We start from the raw sequence: 25,004 nt of genomic DNA, 5'->3' as shown, positions 1-25,004 counted from the left end.
TCGGCGGCCTTATTTTTATTACATCAGCGGGGCAAATACCCGAAGCACTGCCCGGCACAGCCGGACGAACCACGGAACGCTGCGGCACTGTTCCGCCGTGATCTCCTGGCATTTTTCCAGGGTCTTCAGGTAATCCTCCTTCACATCCAAGATACTCTTGGTTTGATACAGCCATGCGCCGCACTCAAAGTGGAGATAGAGGCTGCGATAGTCTAGGTTGATGGTACCTACCACCCCATATTCATCGTCCACTGCAAAAGTTTTGGCATGGATGAAGCCGGGGGTGTATTCATAGATTTTGACCCCCGCATCCACCAGGACATCATAATACGCCCGGGTGACCGCATGGACAAACCACTTGTCCGCCACATGGGGGGTGATAATCCGCACATCCACGCCGGATTTTGCCGCTACCGTCAGGGCGGTAATCATCTCGTTGTCGATGATCAGGTAGGGTGTCGCAATGTAGACATACCTCTGGGCCTTGTTGATCAGGTTGAGGTACACAGTGCGGCCCACCGTCTCCCCATCCAAGGGGCTGTCGGTGAAGGGCTGGACATAGCCGTCCTGCTCGATCTCTTGCTTCTGGTACAGGCTGGGGCGGAAGCAGTCGTAGTCGGTGTCAGTGGGGCGGATGTAGTTCCAGATGGAGAGGAACATCAATGTCAGGCTCCACACCCCTTCTCCTTTGAGGAGGATGGCACAGTCCTTCCAATGGCCGTGTTTTTCGTAGGCATTGATGTATTCATCAGCTAGGTTGATACCACCGGTAAAGCCCACCCAGCCGTCGATGACACAGATTTTCCGGTGATCCCGGTTGTTGAGCTTAGAGGACAAGATGGGAATAAAGGGGTTAAATACACAGCATTTTATGCCCATGGACTCCAGCTTTTCATTGTACTTGTAGGGCAGGGTCATAATACAGCCCACATCGTCATACATGACCCGCACATCCACGCCCTGGGCAGCTTTTTCCTTGAGGATCTCCAAAATGGTGTTCCACATCTTCCCTTCCTGGATGATAAAATACTCCAGGAAGATAAAATGCTCTGCTTTTTTCAGTTCCTCCACCATCCGCTCAAATTTTACCTCGCCAATGGGGAGGAACTCGCTGGAGGTCTCCCGGAACGGCGGGCAGTGGGCATACTGTGTAATATAGCGGGACTGGTTGGCCGCCTCCCGGTTCTGCACCTCAATTTCCTCCACGATGCTGTTGTAGGGTTCCAGCAGGGAATAGGCTTTCTCCTCGGAAGCGCGCATCTTTGAGCGGGTCTTTTGGGTGAGATTGTTCCCACCGAACATCAAATAGAACAAGCCGCCAAAGATGGGGAACAACAGGATTGGTATAATCCAAGCAATTTTATACGCAGGGTTGCTGCGGTTGTTGATGATCCACAGAAGAACCAACACGCTGAGCAGAATGGAGAAAGCATAAAAATACACGAAATAATTGTTGAACCGCCAGATGATCCCCACTAAGATCAGCACCTGGATGGCGATAAACACAGCGACGATGACCACCCGATGGAACAAAAACTGTAAAACCTTTTTCACGTCTTTCCCCTTCTTTCCTTAAAAATCCGGTTCCGATTATCGCTCCCGGGGCTTCCACTTCCCAGCGGGAACCCGACGGACGCGCAAATTCCGATAGACCTTCTCCCGCAACAGGGAATAAAGCACCGATGCCAGGGGGACGCTTACCAGCATGCCCACCACGCCGGTAGTGCTGCCACCCACTGTCACCGCCATCATCACCCACATGGCGGGCAGGCCCACTGAAGTGCCCACCACCCGGGGGTAGATCAAATTGTTTTCCAGCTGCTGCAAAATGCAGAACAGCACTACAAACTCAACCGCTTTCATAGGGCTAGTGACCAAAATCAAAAAGGCGCCTATAAAACAACCCACAAAGGCGCCGAACACTGGAATCAGTGCAGTAAAGGCGATAAGAACTGAAATCATCAGCGCATAGGGCAGGCGGAACAGCAGCATGGCGGCAAAAAACAGCGACCCTAGGATCATCGCCTCCACACATTGGCCTGCCATGAAGTTGGAGAAAGTCTTCTCCGCCATGGTGAGGATGCGGATCATCTCATCCGCCACCCGCTCCGGCAAAAAGGCATAGGTCATCTTTTTAAACTGCACTGCCAGCGTTTCTTTGCGCAGCAGGATATAGATGGCGAAAATTAGCCCCATGATCCCCCGGAACACACCGCCCACCACCGAAGTGGCCACATTCACCGTGGAGGAAAGGAAGTTGCTCGCACCGCTCCGGAGAAATTGCAGAGCGGAATGGGCAAAGCCCTCCCAATCCACCTGGAGGGAGAGGATCCACTGGGAGAAACCCGGCCACTCCCCTTCAAACTGGCTGGCCCACTGGTACAGGGAATTGAGCAGAATGGGAATGCCCTCCCCAATGGTGCGGAAAGTGCGCATCACTTCGGGGATCACCAAAAAAAGCACCACCCCAATGGTCGCCAGCACGCCCAGAAGGGACAGCAGCAGCGATACCGGGCGGGCAAACCGGGGGGGCTTCCCATCCTTGCCCACCTTGGAAAACAGCCCCCGCTCCAGCGCCCGCATGGGCACATTGAGGATAAACGCGATTGCCGCACCCACTACAAAAGGGGAGAACAGCCCGAGTATCCCACCTAAAACGGAGCAAACTGCTTTAAAATTTTCCAGAACCCAAAAGCCCAGGACTCCAAAAGCCACTAGGGCAAATAAAGTTTTGGTTGTACGCCTATCAAACTCCAACCTTTTTTCCTCCTCACGGCCTTTGGCCGCGTTTTGATCCGCCTTGGCTTTCACAAAACGGTCACAATTTTACAGTGTCGCAGAACCGGCGCTGCTGGGAAACTTTTCCCCCGCCCTGGCCTAAGGAGAAATTTCTCCCTTGTTACCACTTTGTGACTATTGTATCACAAAGCCCCAGAGAATTGTAGAGGACGTGGTTTGAGGAATCTGTGAATAAAGTGCAAATTTTGTCTTTTATATAAAAAAGCCCCGGCCATACAGAATCCCCCCACATGGGGTATCCTTCCAGCCGGGACCTTTGATTATTCATCCTTTTCAGAAGCGCTCTCCTCTTCGGTTTGAAGGCGGATCATCCGGTACCCCACCCCCACATGGGTCTGGATGTACTCGGGCCGGGAGGGGTTCTTCTCGATCTTTTTGCGCAGGGTAGCCATAAACACCCGCAGAGATGGGGTGTCGCTCTCCAAGGCGTTGACCCACACCTCCCGCAGAATGTAGTTGTGGGTGAGCACCTTGCCCACGTTGCGGGCCAACAGGCACAGGAGCTTGTATTCGATAGGGGTGAGGTGAATTTCCCTGCCGTCCACATAGACGCACCCGGCGGAATAGTCGATTTTTAAGGAGCCGTTGACAAACACTGGGCTATTTTTCACCGGGCTGTTGTCGTAATTCATCTTGCGCAGCGCCACCCGGATGCGGGCCAAAAGCTCCTCCACACTGAAGGGTTTGGTCAAGTAATCGTCCGCCCCGGCATCCAAGGCGTCGATCTTATCCCGGTCCTCGCTGCGGGCGCTGACTACAATAATAGGATTGTTGCTCCAGGACCGCACCTTTTTGATGATTTCTACCCCATCTATGTCCGGTAAGCCCAGGTCCAAGATCATCACATCCGGCCGGTAAGACACCGCTGCGGAGATAGCGTCGCTCCCCTTTTCCGCGGTGACAAAGGCATAGCCTTGGGTTTCCAAGGTGGTGGTGATCAGGTTGCGGACTGCCTTGTCGTCCTCCACCACTAAAATCATTGTCTTCATCCCAATTCCTCCTTTGCCCAATCCAATCTTAGGCCCGCTATTGGGCCATCGCCGCATTGGCCAGCATCAGTTTGATGCGGTTCTGCTGGTTGACTTCGCTGGCGCCGGGATCGTAGTCCACCGCCACAATGTTGGCTTGAGGGTTTTTCTCCTTGATCAGATGGATCATCCCCTTGCCGGCGATGTGGTTGGGCAGGCACCCAAAGGGCTGGGTGCAAACAATGTTGTTGATCCCCTTGTGGATCAGCTCCACCATCTCTGCGGTGAGGAGCCAGCCCTCCCCCATCTTCATGCCGGTGCTGATGTACCCCTCTGCCATGGCGCGGATCGCTTCAAAGTCCTCCGGCGGGTCAAAGGTGCCCTCTTCCCGGATCAACTCGATCAGCTTCCGCTTTTTGCCCACCAGATACCGGTAGACCGCTTGGGCAGCCCAGTATTTCCCCTTGGGGCCGCCGTAGAGCTTATGGTCTTCTATCATATTGTACACACAGTAGAGGCAAAAGTCCAGAAGGCCGGGCACAACCACCTCAGCGCCCTCGCTGTGGAGGAAGTCCTCCAGGTTGTTATTGCCCAAAGGGGAGTACTTGACGTAGATTTCCCCAACAACCCCCACCCGGATTTTCTGCTTCCCAGCCTTGGGGATGGCGGCAAAATCCCGGAGGATCTGGGTGCAGTAGGGTCTCATTCTGCCCCAGTTCAGCACCTTTTTGCCCCGGAAGAATTCGCTCATCACTTCGATCCACCGGTTGACGGTGCGGTCGGTCTCCCCCTCTTCCACCTCATAAGGGCGGCACTGGTTGGCAAGGAGCATGATTAAATCCCCCAGGATCACCGCGTACATCAGCTTTTCATAGTCGGAGACCGAGAGAGTAAAGCCAGGGTTTTTCTCCAATCCGCCGATGTTCAGGGAGATCACCGGGATGTAGCCGAAGCCGCTTTTTTGCAGGGCTTTGCGCAGCAGGTGGATGTAGTTGGACGCCCGGCAGCCGCCGCCGGTCTGGGTGATCAGCAGAGCGACTTTGTCCAGATCATACTCCCCGCTTTTCAGGGCGTCGATCATCTGGCCGATGACCAACAAGGCGGGGTAACAAGTGTCGTTGTGGACGTTCTTCAGACCTTCGTCCACCACGCTGCGGCCGGCATTCTCCAGTATCTTTACCTTATAGCCCTTCTGTTCCAGGATGTTGGCCATAAACCGGAAGTGGATGGGCAGCATGGTGGGAATTAGAATGGTGTGGGTTTTCTTCATCTCTTGGGTGAAGACCACCCTCTCCTCCTTAAGGGCGCCTGCGCATTGGCTACAGGGCCGTGTGCATTGCTCCATGGATCAGTTCTCCCCTTTCTCCCGGGCGCGGCGGCGTTCCTCCATGGCCTCCAGAAGGCTTCGGATGCGAATTTTTACCGCCCCAAGGTTGTTAATTTCATCAATTTTCAACTCAGTGTATAATTTCCCCGCCGATTCCAAGATGTCCCGCACCTCGTCGGTGGTGATGGCGTCGATGCCGCAGCCAAAGGAGACCAGCTGCACCAGCTCCATATCCGGCTGGGTGGCCACATACTGGGCAGCGGAGTACATCCGGGCGTGGTAGGTCCACTGGTTCAGAACCCGGACCCTCTGGGGCGCGGCCAATTCAAAGATGCTGTCCTCGGTGAGGACGGTCACCCCTAGGCCGCTGATCAGCCGGTCGATGCCGTGGTTGACCTCTGGGTCCACATGGTAAGGCCGGCCGGCCAGCACGATAATTTTGCCCCCGCGGGCGCGGGTCTCAGCGATGGCTTTCTCCGCCTCCAGCCGCAGGTCATCATGCCAGCGGTAATAAACCTGGTACGCCTGCTCTGCCGCCTGTTTGACCTCTCTTTTGGTCAGGTCAGCCACGTATTGGCGCAGATAGGTATATATTTCCCGCACAAAAGATTTTGGGTCATCGGTAGACAAATAGGGGTACAGATACCGCACCTGGGAAAGCTTTTGCAGGTTGGCGTGAAGCAGTTCTGGGTAATAGGCCACTACAGGGCAGTTGTAGTGGTTGTCCCCCCGCTTCTCATCGAAGTTGTAGGTGAGGCTGGGGTAAAAGATGGTGGGCACCCCTTGTTCCAGCAGGTACTCCATATGGCCGTGCATCAGCTTGGCCGGGTAGCAGACGGTATCGGATGGGATGGTGTACCGCCCCTTGGCGAACAGCTCCACGGTAGAAGGCGGTGATACCACCACTTCAAACCCCAGCTGGGTAAAGAAGGTATGCCAGAAGGGGAGGTTTTCATACATATTCATCCCCAGAGCCAAACCGATTTTGCCCCGCGGGCCGGGTTTTCCTTGGGCGGAGAGGTCCACCAGCCGCTTCAGTTTAAACTGGTACAGGTTGGGGGCGCTCTCCTTGGGGCGGCTGCCCAGCGGGCGCTCGCACCGGTTGCCGGAGATGTATTTTCCCCCGCCGGCAAAGGAATTCACCGTCAAATTGCAGCGGTTGGGGCAGAGGCCGCAGACTGCCGGTTTAGCGGTATGGGTGAAATCCTCCAGCTCCTGAAGGGAGAGGAGGCTCGACTGGGATAGGTTCATCTCCCGGGCGCTGAGGGCGGCCCCATAAGCGCCCATCAGCCCGGCGATGACCGGGCGGGTGACGTTGGCCCCCAGCTCCCGCTCAAAGGCCCGGAGCACCGCGTCGTTGTAAAAGGTGCCCCCCTGGACCACCACATTGTGTCCCAGCTCGCTGGCACTGGTGGCCCGTATGACCTTGTACACCGCATTTTTCACCACGCTGATGGAGAGCCCGGCGGAGATATCCTCCACTGTGGCCCCATCTTTCTGGGCCTGCTTGACCGAGGAGTTCATAAACACCGTACAGCGGGAACCCAAATCCACTGGGTACTTGGCGAAGAGGCCCTTTTGGGCGAATTCCTCGGTGGAGTAGCCCATGGATTTGGCAAAAGTCTCAATGAAAGAGCCGCACCCGGAGGAACAAGCTTCATTGAGCATGATGCTGTCGATGGCGTTGGAACGCACCTTGAAGCATTTGATATCCTGGCCGCCGATGTCCAAAATAAAATCCACCTGCGGGTCAAAGAACCGGGCCGCCCGGAAGTGGGCCACCGTTTCCACAATGCCGGCGTCGGCGTGGAAGGCGTTTTGAATCAATTCCTCCCCGTAACCGGTAGTCACCACCCCACGGATGGCCACCCGGTCCCCGCAGAGCCGGCGGACCTCGGTCAATTGCCGGCGAACCAGCTCCACCGGGTTGCCCTGGTTGGAACTGTAGTACTGGTATAAAATTTCCGCCTCCTGGCCGATGAGCACCAGCTTGGTGGTGGTGCTTCCACAGTCAATGCCCAGGTAAGCAGATCCCTCATAGCTGGATAGATCCCGCTCCTCCACCGTGGCAGAGCTGTGGCGGCGGGAGAATTCTTCGTATTCTCCCCGGTTTTGAAAAAGCGGCTCCAGATACCGGCCGCTGTGGCTCTCCTCTGAAGCGCTCTTTATCCGTTCCATCACTTGAGAGAGGGTGGTCTCCGGGGCATTTTCATCGGCGTAAACCGCAGTGCCGATGGCCACGGCGTACTGGCTCCACTCGGGGAAAAAGGCGTGGTCAGCATCCAGTTTCAACGTCTCCTGGAACCGTTCCCGCAGGCCCTTCAAAAAGTAAAGCGGCCCCCCGAGGAAGACCACCTTCCCCTCGATGGGGCGGCCCTGGGCCAAGCCGGTGATGGTCTGATTGACCACCGCCTGGAAGATGCTGGCGGCCAGATCCTCCTTGCGGGCCCCTTGGTTGAGAAGGGGCTGGATGTCGGTTTTAGCAAACACCCCGCACCGGGAGGCAATGGGGTAGATCCGGGTGTGCTGCAAGCTCAATTCATCCAGTTCATCGGTGGTGACATTTAATAAAGTCGCCATCTGGTCGATAAACGCGCCGGTGCCGCCAGCACAGCTGCCGTTCATCCGCTCCTCTACCCCGCCGGTGAGGAAGAGGATCTTGGCGTCCTCTCCCCCCAGCTCAATGACCGCATCCGCATCTATACCGAAGTAACGGATGGCCTGTCCGGTGGCAAACACCTCCTGGATAAACTGCATTCCAATCAGTTTTGCCACCCCAAACCCCGCAGAGCCTGACACTGCCGCGTGAAGAGGCTGGTCTCCCACCACCTGGCGGGCGGCCTCCAGCAATTCCGCCGTTTTCTGCCGCACCTGCGAAAAATGGCGTTCATAACGCCGCCATAAAATAGCATCCCCATCCATGATCACCACTTTGACCGTGGTGGAACCGATGTCAATTCCCAGTTTAAGGCCCATAGCCGACCCTCCAATTACAGAACACTTCATCTTTTCACTATGTCAAATACTCACAAATAATTTAGACCGTTTTTGGGAAAATTCTGGTTTTTTTGTGTTATTTCAACATTTTCTATGTGCCCCCATTATACTAATTAAAAAGGAATAGTCAAGAACAGCATGTAACCGATATTTGTCCAAAGTATAAAGATTCTGTTAATTTTTTGCCGTATTTCGACTTTTTTTGCCCATTTCTGTAACAGTTGGTTACATTTTTTCCGTTTTCCCTTGACAAGGTCAGCACAACTGGATATCCTAAATAGGAACAATTGCATCCGGGGAGCTTGCGCAGCAGGCTGAGAGGAGACGTAATGCCGTCTCGACCCGCTAACCTGATACGGATAATGCCGGCGGAGGGAGCTTTGATCGTGATTTTCTGCCGCCATTCCGCTATTGGGATCGGCGGCTTTCTCTTTACCTCCCGGCATTTTCAAAAAGGGGGACTTTTTATGCAGCATTCTGTCAAAAAGCTGGCCACTGCCGGCCTGCTGACCGCCCTGGGGGTGGTCTGTTCCGCGTTCTACATCCCGGTGGGGGCATCTAAGTGCTTCCCCATTCAACATGCGGTCAATGTGCTGGGAGGTGTCATCCTTGGCCCGGGATATGCCGTTGCCATGGCCTTTGCCACCTCGCTGATCCGAAACCTGATGGGCACCGGGAGCTTGCTTGCCTTCCCCGGCAGCATGGTGGGGGCCCTGCTGTGCGGTCTCCTCTACCAGAGAACCCATAAGATGTGGGCCGCCTTCCTGGGGGAGACGGTGGGCACCGGCATCCTGGGCGGCCTGCTCTGTTACCCAGTGGCCACCCTGCTCCTCGGCAAAGAGGCTGCCCTTTTTGCCTATGTGCTCCCCTTCTTGATCAGCTCGGTGGGCGGCGCTCTTCTATCAGTGGCCTTCCTCACCGCCTTAGATCGGACCAAGGCCCTCGACCAGGTGAAACACAGCTTAGGGGTGTAACCTTTCCTCAAAGAAAAGCGTAGGCATTCCCACACAATATCCTTTTCCACAAAGAAACGGCATAGCTTTAAGCTATGCCGTTTCTTCAAATATTCAAATCTGTTTGAGAGGGCCGCCCAGGGTCAGCCCCTTTTTCAGCATCTGCTAGTTGCTGTGGCGATCCAGCCACTGGATGGCACAGTGGGCTAGAGCAGCAGTACCCAGGTGGAAGCAGTCCTCGTTGAACAGGACATTGGGGTTGTGGCCGCGGCGCACTTGGGCCGGGTCCTCCACCTCAGCGCCCAGGTACAGGAAGGTGGCGGGCACCATCTGGGTGACCAGGGCAAAGTCCTCAGAGCCCATCTCCGGCTCCCGGGTGCAGAGCTTGTCGGCAGGGACCAAATCCCCCAGGTAACCGACGATCTCCCGGGTGAATTCCCCGTCGTTGATCAGCGGGCAGACGCCGGAAGTGAACTCCACTTTGGCCTCGGCCCGGAACTTTTTGGCAGTGTCCTCACACAGCTCCACTGTGCGCTGTTTGATAAAGTTGCGCACATCGTTGTTGAAGGTGCGGATAGAACCCCGCAACACAGCAGATTCCGGCAGGATGTTTCCAGCGTCGCCGGCCTGGAAGGCTCCGATGGTCAGAACGCAGGGCTCCAAGGGGTTGACCTCCCGGCTCACCAACTCCTGGAGGGTGAGGACGACATGGGCGCCAATGTTGACCGGGTCCACCGCAGCGTGGGGATAGGCGCCGTGGCCGCCTTTGCCCTTGATGGTGATGGTGAACATGTCAGCCGACGCGCCGGAAGGGCCTTCCTTATAGGAGATCATGCCGCAGGGCAGGCCAGAAGAGGCGATGTGGGTAGCCAGGGCCGCATCCACGTGGGGATTCTCCATAACGCCGGCATCAATCATCGCCTGGGCGCCGGTGAAAATCTCCTCCGCGGGCTGGAACATCAGCTTGACGGTGCCCTTCAGCTCCTTCTCATGCTCCTTGAGGATTTTTGCCGCACCCAGCAGCATAGCGGTGTGGGTATCATGGCCGCAGGTGTGGGCATAGCTGTTGCAGGAGCGGAATTCCAGGTCGGTGTCCTCCTCCATGGGGAGGGCATCCATATCGCCCCGCAGCAGAAACACCTTTCCAGGGTTGCCCACTGTGGCGACGATGCCGCCCTTGCAGATTTCCTTGGGCTCATAGCCCATTTCGGTCAGTTTTTCCATGACGAATTTTGTGGTGTTGGGCAGTTCATCCCGGATTTCCGGGTGCTGGTGCAGGTAACGCCGGTTGGCGATGATCTCGCTCTCCAACTCTTTGGCTCTTTGTAAAATCGGATTCATACTAGTACCACCTTTCCCATTGTTGTCCAAAATCTTCTGATTCCATTATAGCTTTTTTGGTGGTTCCGGTCAAAATGTAAAATGCATAAATTCTTGCATAACATTTGCACATATCCGCTATTTCTCCGGTGACTTTCCCGGAATTGGGGGAGAGAACTCTCCGTTTTCCCCAAATCCAACTCTGCTGTGAAGGATTGCTTTCATTTTCCATCCCATTGAAACTGGGTCAGATCCACCCGGTTATCTGGGCCGACTGCGACTCCCTCGGCCTCCAGGCGGCCCTGTTGGACGCCTGGGCCACCAAATGCCGGGGCGGGGGACAGCTCCCCTCTGCGATTGAGCACCCGGTGGCAGGGGACTTCAAAATAGGGGCAGCGGCGCATCGCCTCCCCCACTGCCCTGGCGGCTCGGGGACTGCCTGCCAGGAAGGCGACCTGCCCGTAGGTAGCCACCTTTCCCGGCGGAATCCGCTCTACGATCTGGTACACGCGGGTAAAAAATCCCTCTTCCACAACCAATTCCTCCAAAAAACAGGACGGGAATTCTCCCCCGCCCCAAATTGTTTCATTTTGGTTAGCCCTTCATCAGTTCCTCCCAAGCGGCCAGGTACTCCTCTTTGTTTTTGTACACCGGCTGGTAGGATTCTACAATGGCTTTGGCCTCCGCCGCGCCGTCCCACAACAAATCGATAACCGTCATAGCCATAGCTTTAGCGGGGACGATGTAGAACATCTCCGGGTCGACAATCTGGTAGTCGCTGCTGTGGCCCCGGCCCACTGCGCCGCCGATGTAGGGGTGGATACCCGGCATCAGGTGCATAATATCGCCAAAGTCGCTGCTGCCGGTGGTGTGGCCGTTGTTGACCACGTGGTCCGACCCCACCAGCGGGGTGACATTGGCCTCAAACAGCTGGTTCATCCGCTTTTCGTTCATCCGGGGCATATAGCCGGGGATTTCCTGGATGACCACCTGGGCTCCCACTGCATCAGCGCCGGCTTTGAGCGCCCGATTGACCTTTTTGGAGGCGTCCAGCACCCCTTCCATGGTCTTGCCGCGGATGTAGGTCTCGATCCGCACATCGGCAGGGACGACATTGACCAAATCCCCGCCTTTGGTGATGATGGGGTGAACCCGGATGGTATCCTTGTCCTGGAAGGTCTCCCGGTTGGCGTTGATGGCGGCAAGGCCGATCTGGGCCGCATTGAGGGCGTTGATGCCCAGGTGGGGTGCACCGCCTGCATGGGCCTCTTTGCCCAGGTAGCGGACAAACTTCACCACAAACCCAGTGCTGGTGTCGGCCATCTCGATCTTGTCGCCGGTGGTGCCGTGGACCATCATCGCCAGGTCGATGTCGTCAAAATACCCATCTTTGATCATGTTCTGTTTGCCGCCGATGTAGCGGATCTTCCCCTGGTCGATGAGGCTTTGCCTCCACTCAATTTCCACCGCCTCCTCAGCGGGGACCGCCATCAGCGAAAGGTCGCCGTCCAGATACTCCATGGCGCCGCCGGATTGAAGGCCCATAGCCATGCCCAGCATCGCCGCCACCTGGGCGTGGTGCCCGCAGGAATGGGCCGCACCGGTGACTGGGTCCGCCTGGGGATGTCCGGGGCAGACCACCGCATCCAATTCCCCCATAACCGCCATTTTGACGCCGGGGGAACGGCCTTTCATCTGGGCGATGAGCCCGGTGAGAGCCACCTTTTCCTGATAGGGAAGGCCCATCTCCTCAAATACCTCTTTGACCCGTTGGGCGGTTTTAAACTCCTTGTACCCCAGCTCCGGGTTGACCCGGATGGCCTCGCCGATTTCAAAGATTTTCTCCCGGTGCTGGTCGATGGCCGCGCACACAGCCTGTTTAAGTGCCTGCTTGTCCATGTTTTGCCCTCCTTCAAATCCATTTTGCTGTCCAAAAATGTTTTACTTTTTAGTATATCTGTGGAAATCGCCTATGTCAATCCACACATTTTTTTCGGAATAATCTTTTCTGTTTCAGCGAAAATGTCCACATCCATCCATGGGGACCCAGTCCGACCATTGTCCCTCCCTATACATCTAAAAGCCCTATGAAAAAGGCAGCCGGAAATTCCGGCTGCCTTTGCAATCTCCAGCCAAAGTTGGATGGGAGCTCAAATAATGGCACATTTTCTATGGAGAGGTGTTATTCCCCGGCAAAGACTATCCCCGCTGGACGTTAGGCCGTCCCAGAACTTTATCCAGAGTGTCCCGCAGGACGTCTACATCCAGAGGTTTTGCCACATGGGCAGTCATCCCAGCGGCCAAGGACGCCTGGACGTCCTCGGAAAAAGCGTTGGCAGTCATGGCCACAATGGGGATGTCTTTGGCGTCTGGGCGCTCCATCTCCCGGATAATGCGGGTAGCTTCATAGCCGTTCATCTGCGGCATCTGAATATCCATCAAAATGGCGTCGTAGTTCCTCGGGGCCGCGGTTTGGAACTCCCGCACCGCTTGGGTGCCATCAGTTTTAACCACAGTCTCCGCCCCGTACATCTGGAGCAGTTCGCAGAGAATTTCCGCGTTGATGGCGTTGTCCTCTGCCACTAAAAAGCGGCGGCCGAAAAAGAGCCTATCGCTAGAGGGGCTGCGGGACTGCGCCTCCTCGGCCGGGGCTTCCTCCTGGGGGGCAATCTCCCCCTCCAGTTCCACCCGGAAGGTGGTTCCCTGGTTCACCTGGCTCTCCACCGCTATCTGCCCGCCCATCAGGTCGACAAGCCCTTTGGTGATGCTTAAGCCGAGGCCAGTTCCTTCCATACGGGCCGCAGCGCGGCTGCGGGAAAAGGGGTCGAAGATGCGGGCGAGAAATTCTTCCGGCATCCCCATACCGGTGTCGTTAACAGTGAAGCGGTACCGCGCTTTTCCCTCCTCACTTGGCGGGAGCTCCTCCGCCAAAAACGCCACCCTTCCGCCTTCCTGCGTGAATTTGACTGCGTTGCTCAGGAGATTGATGAGAATTTGGCTGATGCGCAGAGAATCCCCATAGAAGCACGGGTGCTGGACTTCCCCATTGTGGATGGAAAACTCCAGTCCCGCCGCCCGCGCCTGGGGCGCCATAATGGCGGAGAGCTGTTCCATCAGCTGGGGGAGGGAAATCCGCATCTGGTTTAAGGTGATTTTCGACCGCTCAATCTTGCTCATATCCAATACGTCGTTGATTAGGCTGAGCAGGTGCTTGGAGGAGATGGAGATCTTTTGCAGGCAGTCTGCTACCCGGTCCCGGTCACCCATATGTGCCACTGCCAAAGCAGTCATTCCCATAATGGCGTTCATGGGGGTGCGGATATCGTGGCTCATGGCCGAGAGGAAGTCGCTTTTTGCCTGATTAGCCTCTTCGGCCAAGGCCAGTGCACTTTCCAACTCCTTTTTGGACTGCCGCTCCGCAGCCAGCATGTCGGTGACGTCTGCACGCACCATGCAGATGGTCTGGTGGTTGGAGTCTCCCCAGAGAACCGTAACCTGCTTGAACCGCTCTCCCTCTTCCCCTCGGTAGGGGAAGGGGAAGTCGTAGCCGGAGGGCTTTTCCTGGAGGCGTTGGAGCATGGTCTCAATCTGGAACTGATTCCGCGCTTCCTCCTGTCCCTCCGGTGCCCCGTATTGGCTGACAAACCCTTCGACGGCCTGGTCGTACTGGCTCACCAGATAGGGCGACAGATTCTCCAGCACCGTATTCCTGGCGTACAGGGTCAGATGCCGGGTTCCTATATCGATAAAACCTGCCAATTCAAAGGTGTAGGCGATCATCCGCAGAAGGCCTTGCTGCTCCCGCATCGATTCGGTGATGTCTGTGCGGGAAAGGCATACCCTGCCAAGGCGGAGGTCCACAGCGGATACGGTCATGTTTTTGGTGCGGATGTCCCCGTTGTCGTCCAGCAGGGAGAAGGTAAAGGTGTAAGAGCCTTGCTGTTCCAGCCGCTGGCGCAGGTATCCAGGGGCAAGGCCCCGCCGGTATGCCTCCCTGTCCCGAGGGACGACCCTTGACTCCGCCATATGCTCCATCCACTGGGAGTAGCACCCCTGCACAGGGGGCATAAAACAGGGGTTGTCACCGCTGGAGAGGATGGAATAGGTGTCTTTCGTCAGGTCGACGTCAACCACAAAGTCAAATCCTGTTACCAACAGCTGGTGTAGGATCCGGTTGGAGATGGTCCGCTCAGTGGTGTCGGTCACCGTGAGGATGCCAGTGATGTCCCCAGTGTCGGGGGTGGAGACCATATTCATCTCCACCTGGACATAGCGCCCTTTGTCCTCCTTGGGGAACTGGACAAAGCACTCCATAATCCGCTCGGTCTCGTTGCGCTCAAAGGCGGCGCGGGCAGGGGCATCCAGGTAGATGCTTCGGAACTTCTGCCGTTCCCCCTCGTCTACAATAAGGGTGGAAAGGCCGGTGAAAAAGTCCTCCCGGACAGTGCCGAACATGTCGAGCAGGCCGGAATCGGTGTAGTCGATGATCTCTAGAATCCTGCTCTGGGAGATGTTGCAGTGGCCAACCACCAAGGCGTTGGGCCCCGGCGTCCGATAGTGCTGGAGGATCAACTCGTTGTACTGCCGGCGGATGTTCTCCTGCTCCTCCCGCTCCTTGGTCACATCCCGGTAGACGGTGTAGAGACGGCGCTCCCCGCCCTCGTTCTCAATGAGGGAGATGGTATTTTTGATCCAAATATACGCCCCGTCGCCCGTCTTGAGCCGGTAGTTGAGTTCGCGGTGGGAATCCCCGCTGGCGATGTAGTCGCGCACCTGCCTCTTCACAGCTGCAACATCCCCGGGATACACGCCGGCCATAGCATCTTTCTCATACAACTGCCATGCGCCCTCCAAGGTCATGCCAGTCATGGCGGCGAACCCATCGGATAGGAACTCCGGCGTCATTTTGCCGTCCTCTTCATACCGGATGACCCCAATGCCGCCGGGCAGGTTTTTCACTACCGTTTGGAAATACTGTTCCAGGCGCTCTTTCTCCTTGCGGGTCTTCACCTCTTCGGTTACATCCCGTACGTATTTCACATAAGCTGGGATGCCGTTCCAGTCACTTTCCCGGCACCAAGTGGTGTAAAAGCGGTCGGCGCCGTCAATCTGCATCATATACTCCTGCCCATCTGCCGGACGGTCCTTTAAGGTACAGAAGGGACAGGGCCCGCTCATCCCGTGAAGGGCAGTATAGCATTTCTGCCCAAGGACATTTTCTCCCCGGGCGAAGAAATTTTTCGATTCGTTGAGGTACAGCAGATCATAAGTATCTCGGCTGATGACATAGATCCCGTCCGCCGTCTCGTTGGCGATGCTCTGGAAGAGGCGCGCCTCCGCAGACATGCCGGTAAACACCGCGTAGAACCGGGTGGAGTCCGAAAGGGGGCCCATCCGGCGGCCGTTGAGATGAATCCAGATCAAGCTGCCGTTTTTGTGGCGCATCCGATAGGAGATGTCTAGCACCTCTCCGCTGAGAACCGCGGCTTTGGTCTGCGCCATCACTCTATCCCGGTCTGGGCCATAGATGACATCCAGGGCATCCTGTTGGACAATCTCCTGGAATTCCTCCCGGGTGTGACCAGACAGGGCCACCACCCCGTCGGAGTAAAACGTGGGGATGAACCGCTCCCCTTCGATCCGGTAGCTGGCGATGCCGCCGGGGATGGAGTTGATCAAATGATCCATCTCCAGCTGGGCTTCTTTCAGGTCGGAAATATTGTGGAAGACGCAGTGAAGCAAGGGGCAGCCGCCTTCCTCGCCAATCCATTTGATCTGTGCACGGACCCAGACCACCTGGCCATCCCTGTGTTGTTGACGGAATTCCATCTTGGCTACCTCATGGGTGGCGATGACCTTCAACGCCTTTGCCACCACCTTGGAGGTATCCTCCCAATAGACCAGTTCTGCCGCGTCCCTCTTGGCCAGCTCCTGGTATTCTTCCACCGAGTAGCCGGTCATCTCCGCCAACCCATCGGAAAAATACTTAGTTTCGAAGATATTGGTCATTTTGTAGATGGCAACCCCGCCTGGGATGGCATTGACAATGTCCTGCATCTTCTCATTGGCGTATACAAGCTCTCCTTCCAAATGCCGCTGTTCGCTGACATCGCTGTACACCCCATAGAGGAGCCTGGAATCATCCGCCTGGGTTTTCACCGAGCTATCCAGATGGATCCACCGGTATTCCCCACGTTTGTCGTTCCACAAACGGTAGGTATGCCCCATGGTGCCCCCCGTCACAAGAATCCTCTGAATCAGCTCCCGCAGCCGGGGCAGGTCTTCCGGGTGGACACCCAGAAAACTGGTGGACCGTTCCACGGCGTCGATGTGCTCGTCCGAGTAGCCCATGATCTCATAAAACGCGGGGTTGTGGAATAGAGGGGAGATGTTGCCGCCAGCATACCGGTAGACGCACAGCCCGCAGGGGATATTGCTAAAGGTAGCCTGCAGTTCCTCGCTGATCAGCTTAGAGCGGTTCTCCTCCCGCTTTTTGTCAGTGATGTCCACGAAATATTCAATGTGGGCATCGACATCGCCCCAGCGGATAATCTTCCCGCTGAGCTGATAGATCCGGCCGTTATCCGGGTGGTGAAACTCACGGGCCAGCAGCTTTGTCTCAGTCAAGTCCTTGACGTGGCAGAAGGGACAGGGGCGGTCAAATCCCGCCGCCTGATAACAGGTGAGCCCGGAGGTATCCGCGCTGCGCGGAAACAGCTGTTTTGCCAGCTGGTTGGCATAAAGGAGTTCCAAAGTGTCCACCGCGCTGACATAGACGGCCACCGGCGCATTGTCCAGCACAATGACCACCTGTTCAGCAGTGAGCTTTGGGAGAGGCATTTTTCCCATCATGCCGTTTCCCCTCCCTTCCAAGTTTCCCACAGTCCCCTGGTCCGCTGGCAATCCGCTTGGATGACTTGGTGCAGCGGCTTCGCAATGGCGCAATACGCTTCATTAAGGGGCATCCGCCCCATGGTGGACCACGCCCCTTTGAGGGTGTGGGCGTCTTCAAAGGCACTAGTGCTGTCCCCGCAAGGAAGGGCATTGCCCAACTTCTTTACACTCAAGTCCTCAAAAAACAGCTCCAGAAATTTGAGGCACATTTTCTTGTTCCCCAGAAGGTGGCCCATCCTATTCTGATAATTTGCTCCATATGCTCCAAACAATTCCCTGAGTCCCTGCATCCCAACAGCCTCCCTTACCCCATTTTGTCAAGCCGGAACGACGCTCCAGCAGACTGCCGGGAAAAATTCCCGGCTCAAAAATGTCTGTTATTCCCCAACACACCAGCCGTCCTTGTTTCCTGGTTGAGCCGGGTAAGAGGATTTTTTTCGGACAATCCGATGATAACCCGCAGAGTTCCTTTTGCCGCTGTTTTCAGCAGGATGTCCCCTATATCCACATGCCCGGGACATATTGGCCGGGACAGATATGGGGGATTCCCTTTTCAGACTATATTATTGGCATTCTACCATGGGCCGACTGGATATGCAAACTTTTTGGATAAATTGCCATAGAGGATGGTTTATTTTTCCTGTCCCATATGGCCTGTAAGGTCCCCGGAGGGACATCCGCCATTGATGTCCGGGGTGGATTCGACCCGGGGATCAAAAAGGGGGGCATGGAAAATCCATACCCCCCTGGGATAATTCTCTGTGCTCTATTTTCCCGGATAGATCAGCTGCTCCAGTTTGGAAGCAAACTCCTTTTCTGAAAAGCCGGTCAGTTGGTGTGTTCCGGTGTTCTGGGTGCTGGCAGCCGGCCACCGGACCGCTACCCCGTTGTTGTAGAAGCAGTTGGTCACATCGCCGTAGTTGTTGTATCCGAGAAACCGCCCCACCGACTTGGTCAGAACCTGAGTCTCGATCTCCACCGAAGCGAAGGAACTATCGATGTAACTACAATTATTTAACCCTACCAGGCCGCCGATGTGCATTCCGTTTTCAAACTCCTCACTGGCAGCTACGTCTATCTGGCCGCTAGCGTAGGAGCGGGTGATGTCCGCACAGGTGGGGCCGCCGATCAAGCCGCCTACCGACTGAGTTCCGCTGACATTGCCGTCAAACTGGCAATAGCTCACCTGGGCCAAGCGGTCACCATAGGTGATGCCCAACAAGCCTCCCACTTCATAGGACCCTTTGACATCGCCTTCGGCTGTGCACTGAACTACATCACCGGAACTGGTTCCCGCCAAAGTACCCACCTGGTTTCCGCCGATGACAACACAGTTCTCCAGGTTCAGGTTTTTTACCAGGCCATGCTCCCCAATGTGGGCGAAAAAGCCCACATTGCTGTGGTCGGGAAGGTCGATGGTCAAATTCTTGATGGTGTATCCCTGGCCGTCAAACACCCCTTGAAATGGGTGGCTCGCCCCCTCGCTTTCCTCGTCCCCCTGGGGCAGGATACCGATGGGCCGGAACTCCACCCCTTCCATATCGATGTCCCCCATCAGGCGGTAGGTATAGGCGCCGTGGGTGGTATCCCCGCTGGAAACCAGCTCAGACAGCTCCACCAGCTGCTGGGGGGTGGAGATTTCCACAACCTTGGAATAATCCTCCATATCCTTACGGGGGGTCACCGATACAAAACTGTAGTTGCAGTCCCCATCGGAACGGATAGACCCCAGGTCCACATAGGTCAGATCCAACGGTTTTTGAGGGCGGAACACATATTCCACCGAATCCAAGTCATGGTTTCCTGCCCGGCGGCCCACTAAAATCCAGATATCGCCGTTGTCTAGCAGCTTGGCTTCCCGTGCAAAGACTTCGGTAGTTCCTTCAATCACATACCAGTTACCCCGGTCGTAGACCCCTTGGCTGTCATCATAATACAGGGCTTTGTTGTATAAAAAACCATCCAGGTCAAAATCCAGCTTGATGATTTCTGTGATCAAATCGTCGGGGATGGCATGATAGGAGTTCTCCCCCTTCAAATCGGTCAGCAGGAAATCCTCCGAAACAAAGACGCTGTCCACAATCCCCATGGCGTACCGGTAAAGCAGCCGGTCGGGGATCTGGGATACGTTAGAGAACGCCTGGCCCCGCAGGGTGGTCTCATAAGGAAGGATATACCGGGCGATCAGCAAGTCTACATCCTTCTGAATCGCAGGGTCGATGGGATGGGTTACCTCCTCCTGGCTGGAGGGCTGGGAGGGGTTGTTTACCGGCTCATCTTTGGGTTTACACCCCGCTACCGTGAAAAGCATTGAAACGGCCAAAGCTGCCGCAAGCCATCTCAAACCGTATTTCATACTGCACACCCTTTCTTGTTCCGATCATCTCCCCGAGTGAAAAAGCCGCTCCCACAAAGGACTCCTCAGGGATTGTTGGCGATTTTGCTAAAATTGAGCAGTTTTTATCCTGTTTCTTTATTATAATGTTGGAAAGGCGGTTTGTACAGCGGTTCTTTACATTGTTTACAGAATGTTTTCCCCTTTTGCAGCCAATGGAAAAGCGCCCTCCCCTTGAATAGAGGAACGAGCGCTTTTGCCGCTTTTTGTTTCAATTCAAGGAGATCTTTACAGATAGAATACCCCTTCTCCAGGCGGTGCAAGCAATTCCCGCAGAATCTCCAGATCCTCAGTGTAGTCGGTCTTTTGGGGGTCCTCGTCGTATTCCAGCTCCCCCAGAACCTCCACCTGGAAGCCTTCTTCCCCATAGGTATTCCAAGCGGATTGCAGGGCGTTCTGCCACTTCCGGTGGCGGTAGGAGCCTAAATTCAGCTGAAACCGCATACTATTTTGGGTGCCCTTCAAATCCTGGGTAATTCCGACGAATACCTGCCCGGTAGCTTCGCAGCGGAAGGCGAACACACCCATTGGTTTTTTCATCTCTTTGTATTGGCGGATCAGTTCTTTTTTTCGGTCTTTTTCCATAGTTAATCCCTACTCCTTCGGCCGTAGCCCGCTTCATTTAGGAGGTTTGCCAACAGGTGTAGCCGCTCAGACAGCATCTCATCGTCCCGGGAGAGGGCCTCCTGAAACAGCCGGATATCTCCGTCAATCATTTTGTTGTCGGTACATACCTCCACGGTCATCGCATCCCCCTGCAGGCCAATGCGGTCAATGACCGGGTTTTCCTCATCGTACAGCTTGGGGTAGCGGTAGGCGTCCATGAAGTAAGCCCTTGCACGGCACACCAAAATGGCCATGTCCAGCACCCGGTGGATCGGCAGTTCCTCTGATTGGCGAGACCATTTTTCCCCGGTGTACCGCCACACCTTGGCGGAAATATCCACCCGTCCTCGGTCGTTCCACTGGGCAAGACCCAGGGAGAGGCCCTTCGCATCAGAATCGTATTGATAGCGGCCATCAATGTTTTCATAATTTTCCGCTACAATGACCGGCTTGTGTTTCAACGTTGTTGGAATCTTCAATTTTTTCACCTCTTGTATTCTTTACTAGTAAATCAGTAATTTACTAGTAATAATATGCTACATCTCTTATTCGGTTGCAATACATTGTTGAAAAAGGACAAATTAACAGCTTTTTATTATGCAAATTTTCTTTAATTCTATGACGTAATTATTAATGTTTTATGAAAATATCACAAATTTCAGATTCAATCTTTTCTATTGACTAATCTGTCGAATAGAGTATAATTCTAGTTATAGAGATAATGTTTTATTACAGTAATAATTTTTGTGTTTTAGTATATCCTCTTTTCTTTCTTCATATTGGTTGTTAAAACATATAAATTTTTTTATATCTTTTGTCCGTGTTTTTATCGGCGTGCCTTGGCGGGCGCGGCTCGGCTAGGTTCCCAGGCGCCGGGAACAGCTGGATTGCCCTTGAAGGAACCCGAAAAAATAAAAATTCTGAGGAAAGAAGGTCGTTTTCGTGACACCTGAATACAACAGTATGGCAAACAGCCTGGTCATGTGGCTTGCCTGCGCCCCCGGTGTCTTAATCGTTTTATACCAATCCTGGCTGTTTTTCAGACGCAGCATCAAGGATGCTCCTAGAGTAGGTCTGACAGACAAACAGGTCAAAGCCGCTATTCGAAGTGCAACCGTCACCTCTGTAGGCCCTTGTTTCGTCATGCTGACCGCCATGCTCAGCCTGATGCTCTATGTGGGTGCCCCTCTCGCCTGGCTGCGTGTGGACTTCATCGGATCGGTCTCCTACGAACTGCAAGGCGCAAACTTCACCGCTGACGGCATGGGCATTGAACTAGGATCCAGCGCCATGAATGCCGACTTTCTGGCAACCGCTGCCATCGTCATGTCCGCAGGTTGTATCGGCTGGGTTATCTTCGCCGCCCTCTTCTCTGACAAGATGGATAAGGTCAACTCGGTAATGGCCGGCGGCAACGCTGCCCTGGTTCCAGTCCTCGGAACCGGCGCCCTCATCGGTGTGTACTCCTCCATGACTCTGGATAAGATTTACCCTATGAAAAACCAGGTTGTAGCCGTCTTTTCCTCCGCTCTTGTCATGGCTTTTATCACCAAGTACAATAAAAAAGCCAACAAACAATGGCTGAAAGAGTGGGGCCTTACCATCTGCATGGTCTTCGGTATGATCTGCGCTACTGTCACCGAGGGCATGGGTTTCCTGCCGGCATAATGCCTAGAACTTGAGGAAAGGAGAATTTGTCATGAAATTGGATCAATCGCAAAAAAGCGTATTTGATAACGAGTATATGCCCTATATTATCAAATGGGGCAAGATCACCTGCTGGGTCTCCATCCCGCTGATCTTCATTCCAACTGTGGCTCTGATGGTCTTTTACGGTGCGCGGCCTTCTATGTCCGGTATTCTAACCGGGTTTATCTCCCTGTTCTCCGCCATGGTGGCCTGGTACATCGTCGACCCCATTACCCTGTTCCCCATCCTCCATGTGCCCGGCATGTATCTGACCTACATCGCCGGTAACTCCAAGGAGATTCGTGCCCCAGCTGCCACTGCCGCCCTCTCCTCTGCGGATGTGGAAGCCGGCACCGAGCAGGGCACCGTCATTTCCTGCATCGCCATCACTGTTTCCATCTTTATCAGTTTGGCCGTTATGACCTTGGTGGCTGTGGCTGGTAACCTGATTCTGAGCATTCTGCCTGATGCAATCATTCGGGCCCTCAACTACCTGCTGCCCGCATTGTTCGGCGCTATGTGTATTCAGCGCATCATGGCGGACTACCGCTCTGCGGCTATCGTTGTTCCCTGCGCCTGTGTGCTGCGGTACCTCAACACCCGCGGCGTCTTCAAGGTGCTCCCCCTGGGCGGCGGTTATGCCCAGATCCTTCTCTGTGTCTTGATTGGCGTATTCGTCGCCAAGCAAATGTATAACATGAAGCAGAAAAAAGCTAAGGCAAATTAGAAAGGAGTTATTACTATGGGATTCAATGAAAAAGTCCACGCATTTATCGCAGCGAAATTCTATGTCCATCTGACCGAGCAATTCGGCGAGCGGGGCCGTTTGGCTTTCATCCACGGAACCCAGTATTACGCCGAGCAGAGAGGCCGCAGAATGGCTCAGCGCGCCATCCGGGACGGCAATCCTCTGACCTATGAGGTCTATAAACAATACGGTGAGTGGGTCAATTCCCCTGAAGTTGCCGCCGAGAAAGGCCACACCTCCGAGGTTGTGTCTGTCGCTCCCGATAGCGTCTCTAAGATCACCCGCTGCCCCTGGCACAGCCAGTTTAAGGAAATGGGCCTGGTAGAAGCTGGACATGAGTACTGCAAGCACCTGGATAACTCCATCTGCCGCGGCTTCAACCCCTACATTGTGTATGAGGTTCCTCAGACACTGCACAAGAGCGAGTACTGCCTGCATATCATCCGTGATGCCGGCTTGTCCCCTGATTCCAATCTGAAAAAGAAGATGGAGTATGTAAAGGAATGGGATTATCACTGCGCCCACTCCTACTGGTCTTACTCGGAAGTGACTGCTGCTATCTTCGGCGCAGAAGGCGAAGCGGTCAATGCCCAGGTTCTGGCTGATTTTGAGAAAGAGTACGGCAAAGAGATGGCCGACACCCTGGTCACCTACCGCAGCACCAACTTCAACATCTGCTAACTTCTTCCCAAAATCCCCCCGGCGTTAAAGCCGGGGGGATTTTTTATCAAAACCAACGAAGATTTTCCCTTATTCCCACAAAAACAATACAGCATTTTCCACAGCTTTGATATCTCCCTTGAATTCTGCCATATTTTTTCCATTTTCACGAGTATTCCGCCATATTTTCTTCTTTATTTATATGGAATATTTTATTCGGTGGAAAAAAGAAAAATACGCCTCCTTTACACACCGGTTGTTTTATGCTATACTCTCACGGAACTTTACAGGATTTATACACAACCAAGGAGGCAACGCAGCATGAAATCGATGAAAAAAAACTCCCAATGGATGGTTCAAGTTTCCCTTATGGCAGCAGTGGTGGTAGTTTTGGCCAACACTCCCCTGGGCATGATCCAGCTGCCGGTTATTAAAGCAACTACCGTTCACATTCCCGTTATTCTAGGGGCACTGCTGCTGGGTCCTGCAGCAGGAGCCATTTTAGGCGGAACTTTCGGCCTTTGCTCGGTAATCAGCAATACTCTGACCCCCACCCTGCTTTCCTTTGCATTTTCTCCTTTTCTAAGCAGCACTCCCATTGGAAGCTTGAAAGCCCTTTGGATCTCTGTGGGCTGCCGTGTACTGATGGGTGCTGCCGCCGGATGGCTATGGATGCTTCTGCAAAAATGCAGATTCAACCCTTGGATTGCCCTCCCTATCACCGGGTTTATAAGCTCTATGGCCAACACCTTTCTTGTAATGGGCAGCATTTATTTTCTGTTGGCCCCTGAATATGCTCAGGCCAAAAACGTGGCTCTATCTGCGGTAAAAGGGCTGGTTATGGGTACAATTGCCGCCTCTGGCATCCCGGAGGCAATCGCCGCAACTGTTCTCGTAACAGGCCTTGGAAAAGCTCTTCTTGCCGCCCTGCACCGAAACAGAGTGTAAAAAATACCGGGGAGCGTTATGCTCCCCGGTATTTTGATTGAAATTAATAATTTTCAGCTTTAATGCGGAAGTATGCTTTTGGATGATCACAGACGGGGCAGACTTCGGGAGCTTTCTCGCCAAAGTGGATATGGCCGCAGTTGGCGCAGATCCAAACTTTCTTTTCGCTTCTCTCAAAGACCTTGCCTTCCTTCAGGTTGGACAGCAGCTTGCGGTATCTCTCCTCATGCTCCTTCTCGATCTTGCCTACGGCCTCAAACAGGAACGCAATCTTGTCAAAGCCCTCTTCTTTGGCGGTTTTAGCAAAGCCTGCATACATGTCAGTCCACTCGTAGTTTTCGCCCTCAGCGGCATCCAGCAGGTTGACGTCGGTGGTGGGAACGCTTCCATCGTGGAGGAGCTTAAACCAAATCTTAGCATGCTCTTTCTCATTGCCAGCGGTCTCCTCAAAGATCTCCGCGATCTGGTTCAGGCCTTCTTTTCTTGCAGCGGATGCATAGTATGTATATTTGTTTCTTGCCTGGGACTCTCCCGCAAACGCCGTCAGCAGATTGGCCTCAGTTTTGCTACCCTTCAAATTGCTCATAGTCGTGCGCTCCTTTCGTCATGTACATCATTTTTATGGGTTTCTGAAACAATCCTTGTTTTAAGATTAAGAATTGTTATCATTTATAACCCCATTATATCCGAAAAAAAAGAA

Annotated in this window: 19 protein-coding genes and 1 riboswitch; of the genes, 5 read left to right on the top strand and 14 right to left on the bottom strand. The window is 54.4% G+C overall.

Annotated features, from left to right (window positions below; all coding sequences use genetic code 11):
• Positions 1-18: 18 nt before the first annotated feature.
• The 5 genes from cls to RDQ42_RS02580 form a co-directional block, all read right to left on the bottom strand.
• Positions 19-1,554 (bottom strand): cardiolipin synthase, encoded by a 1,536-nt coding sequence (gene cls, locus RDQ42_RS02595; protein ID WP_071427363.1) that lies wholly within the window; start codon positions 1,552-1,554, stop codon positions 19-21.
• 36 nt (positions 1,555-1,590) lie between these two features.
• Positions 1,591-2,757 (bottom strand): AI-2E family transporter, encoded by a 1,167-nt coding sequence (locus RDQ42_RS02590; RefSeq protein ID WP_231358747.1) that lies wholly within the window; start codon positions 2,755-2,757, stop codon positions 1,591-1,593.
• Positions 2,758-3,059: 302 nt separating this feature from the next.
• A complete protein-coding gene (locus RDQ42_RS02585) occupies positions 3,060-3,788 on the bottom strand; it encodes a response regulator transcription factor (protein WP_369949172.1) in 729 nt (242 codons plus the stop codon).
• Between the two features lie 37 nt (positions 3,789-3,825).
• Entirely contained in the window at positions 3,826-5,112 is a 1,287-nt protein-coding gene (locus RDQ42_RS10000; RefSeq protein ID WP_071427366.1) for a 2-hydroxyacyl-CoA dehydratase, read from the bottom strand.
• A gap of 3 nt (positions 5,113-5,115) precedes the next feature.
• Positions 5,116-8,070: an acyl-CoA dehydratase activase gene (locus RDQ42_RS02580; RefSeq protein ID WP_331275200.1), complete on the bottom strand. Its 2,955-nt coding sequence runs from the start codon at positions 8,068-8,070 to the stop codon at positions 5,116-5,118.
• 305 nt (positions 8,071-8,375) lie between these two features.
• Positions 8,376-8,485, top strand: a riboswitch (TPP riboswitch).
• A 73-nt stretch (positions 8,486-8,558) separates the two neighbouring features.
• Between RDQ42_RS02580 and thiW the strand changes: the two genes are divergently transcribed.
• Positions 8,559-9,065 (top strand): energy coupling factor transporter S component ThiW, encoded by a 507-nt coding sequence (gene thiW / locus RDQ42_RS02575; RefSeq protein ID WP_054332144.1) that lies wholly within the window; start codon positions 8,559-8,561, stop codon positions 9,063-9,065.
• A gap of 144 nt (positions 9,066-9,209) precedes the next feature.
• Here thiW and RDQ42_RS02570 read toward each other — a convergent pair whose 3' ends face one another.
• The 8 genes from RDQ42_RS02570 to RDQ42_RS02540 all read right to left on the bottom strand — a co-directional run bounded on the left by RDQ42_RS02570 (position 9,210) and on the right by RDQ42_RS02540 (position 20,738).
• Positions 9,210-10,385 carry a M20 family metallopeptidase gene (locus tag RDQ42_RS02570; protein WP_054332085.1) on the bottom strand — a complete coding sequence of 392 codons (1,176 nt, stop codon included), beginning with the start codon at positions 10,383-10,385 and terminating at the stop codon, positions 9,210-9,212.
• Between the two features lie 200 nt (positions 10,386-10,585).
• Complete coding sequence (locus RDQ42_RS02565) at positions 10,586-10,897, bottom strand: MGMT family protein (protein WP_071427369.1); 312 nt, start codon at positions 10,895-10,897, stop codon at positions 10,586-10,588.
• A gap of 61 nt (positions 10,898-10,958) precedes the next feature.
• On the bottom strand, positions 10,959-12,263 hold the full coding sequence (locus tag RDQ42_RS02560) for an amidohydrolase (protein ID WP_308588216.1): 1,305 nt from the start codon (positions 12,261-12,263) through the stop codon (positions 10,959-10,961).
• A 300-nt stretch (positions 12,264-12,563) separates the two neighbouring features.
• Positions 12,564-17,216, bottom strand: a complete 4,653-nt coding sequence (locus tag RDQ42_RS02555) for a PAS domain-containing protein (RefSeq protein ID WP_231358745.1) — start codon at positions 17,214-17,216, stop codon at positions 12,564-12,566.
• Positions 17,213-17,467 carry an Hpt domain-containing protein gene (locus tag RDQ42_RS09995; protein WP_353532912.1) on the bottom strand — a complete coding sequence of 85 codons (255 nt, stop codon included), beginning with the start codon at positions 17,465-17,467 and terminating at the stop codon, positions 17,213-17,215. Before RDQ42_RS09995 ends, RDQ42_RS02555 begins: the two co-directional genes overlap by 4 nt.
• Before the next feature lie 557 nt (positions 17,468-18,024).
• Entirely contained in the window at positions 18,025-19,614 is a 1,590-nt protein-coding gene (locus RDQ42_RS02550) for a hypothetical protein (protein WP_308588215.1), read from the bottom strand.
• Between the two features lie 267 nt (positions 19,615-19,881).
• Entirely contained in the window at positions 19,882-20,238 is a 357-nt protein-coding gene (locus RDQ42_RS02545; RefSeq protein WP_071427371.1) for a GIY-YIG nuclease family protein, read from the bottom strand.
• A gap of 2 nt (positions 20,239-20,240) precedes the next feature.
• Positions 20,241-20,738, bottom strand: coding sequence for a DUF6530 family protein (locus RDQ42_RS02540; RefSeq protein WP_054332090.1), 498 nt, complete (start codon positions 20,736-20,738; stop codon positions 20,241-20,243).
• Between the two features lie 484 nt (positions 20,739-21,222).
• Here RDQ42_RS02540 and RDQ42_RS02535 point away from each other — a divergent pair, with 484 nt between their 5' ends.
• From RDQ42_RS02535 to RDQ42_RS02520, 4 genes are all read left to right on the top strand, one after another.
• Positions 21,223-21,927 carry a DUF5058 family protein gene (locus RDQ42_RS02535; protein ID WP_161802879.1) on the top strand — a complete coding sequence of 235 codons (705 nt, stop codon included), beginning with the start codon at positions 21,223-21,225 and terminating at the stop codon, positions 21,925-21,927.
• Positions 21,928-21,958: 31 nt separating this feature from the next.
• Entirely contained in the window at positions 21,959-22,675 is a 717-nt protein-coding gene (locus RDQ42_RS02530; protein ID WP_071427372.1) for a hypothetical protein, read from the top strand.
• 15 nt (positions 22,676-22,690) lie between these two features.
• Complete coding sequence (locus tag RDQ42_RS02525) at positions 22,691-23,377, top strand: L-2-amino-thiazoline-4-carboxylic acid hydrolase (RefSeq protein ID WP_231358743.1); 687 nt, start codon at positions 22,691-22,693, stop codon at positions 23,375-23,377.
• A 300-nt stretch (positions 23,378-23,677) separates the two neighbouring features.
• The gene (locus RDQ42_RS02520; RefSeq protein WP_054332095.1) at positions 23,678-24,304 is read left to right on the top strand and encodes an ECF transporter S component; all 627 of its coding nucleotides are present in this window, start codon (positions 23,678-23,680) and stop codon (positions 24,302-24,304) included.
• A 43-nt stretch (positions 24,305-24,347) separates the two neighbouring features.
• Here RDQ42_RS02520 and rbr read toward each other — a convergent pair whose 3' ends face one another.
• Positions 24,348-24,890 carry a rubrerythrin gene (rbr, locus tag RDQ42_RS02515; protein WP_054332096.1) on the bottom strand — a complete coding sequence of 181 codons (543 nt, stop codon included), beginning with the start codon at positions 24,888-24,890 and terminating at the stop codon, positions 24,348-24,350.
• Positions 24,891-25,004 lie beyond the last annotated feature (114 nt).

It is taken from the genome of uncultured Merdimmobilis sp. (assembly GCF_902471145.1).
Lineage (GTDB): Bacteria > Bacillota > Clostridia > Oscillospirales > Ruminococcaceae > Merdimmobilis > Merdimmobilis hominis.
This window is presented reverse-complemented; position numbering and strand designations above follow the sequence as displayed.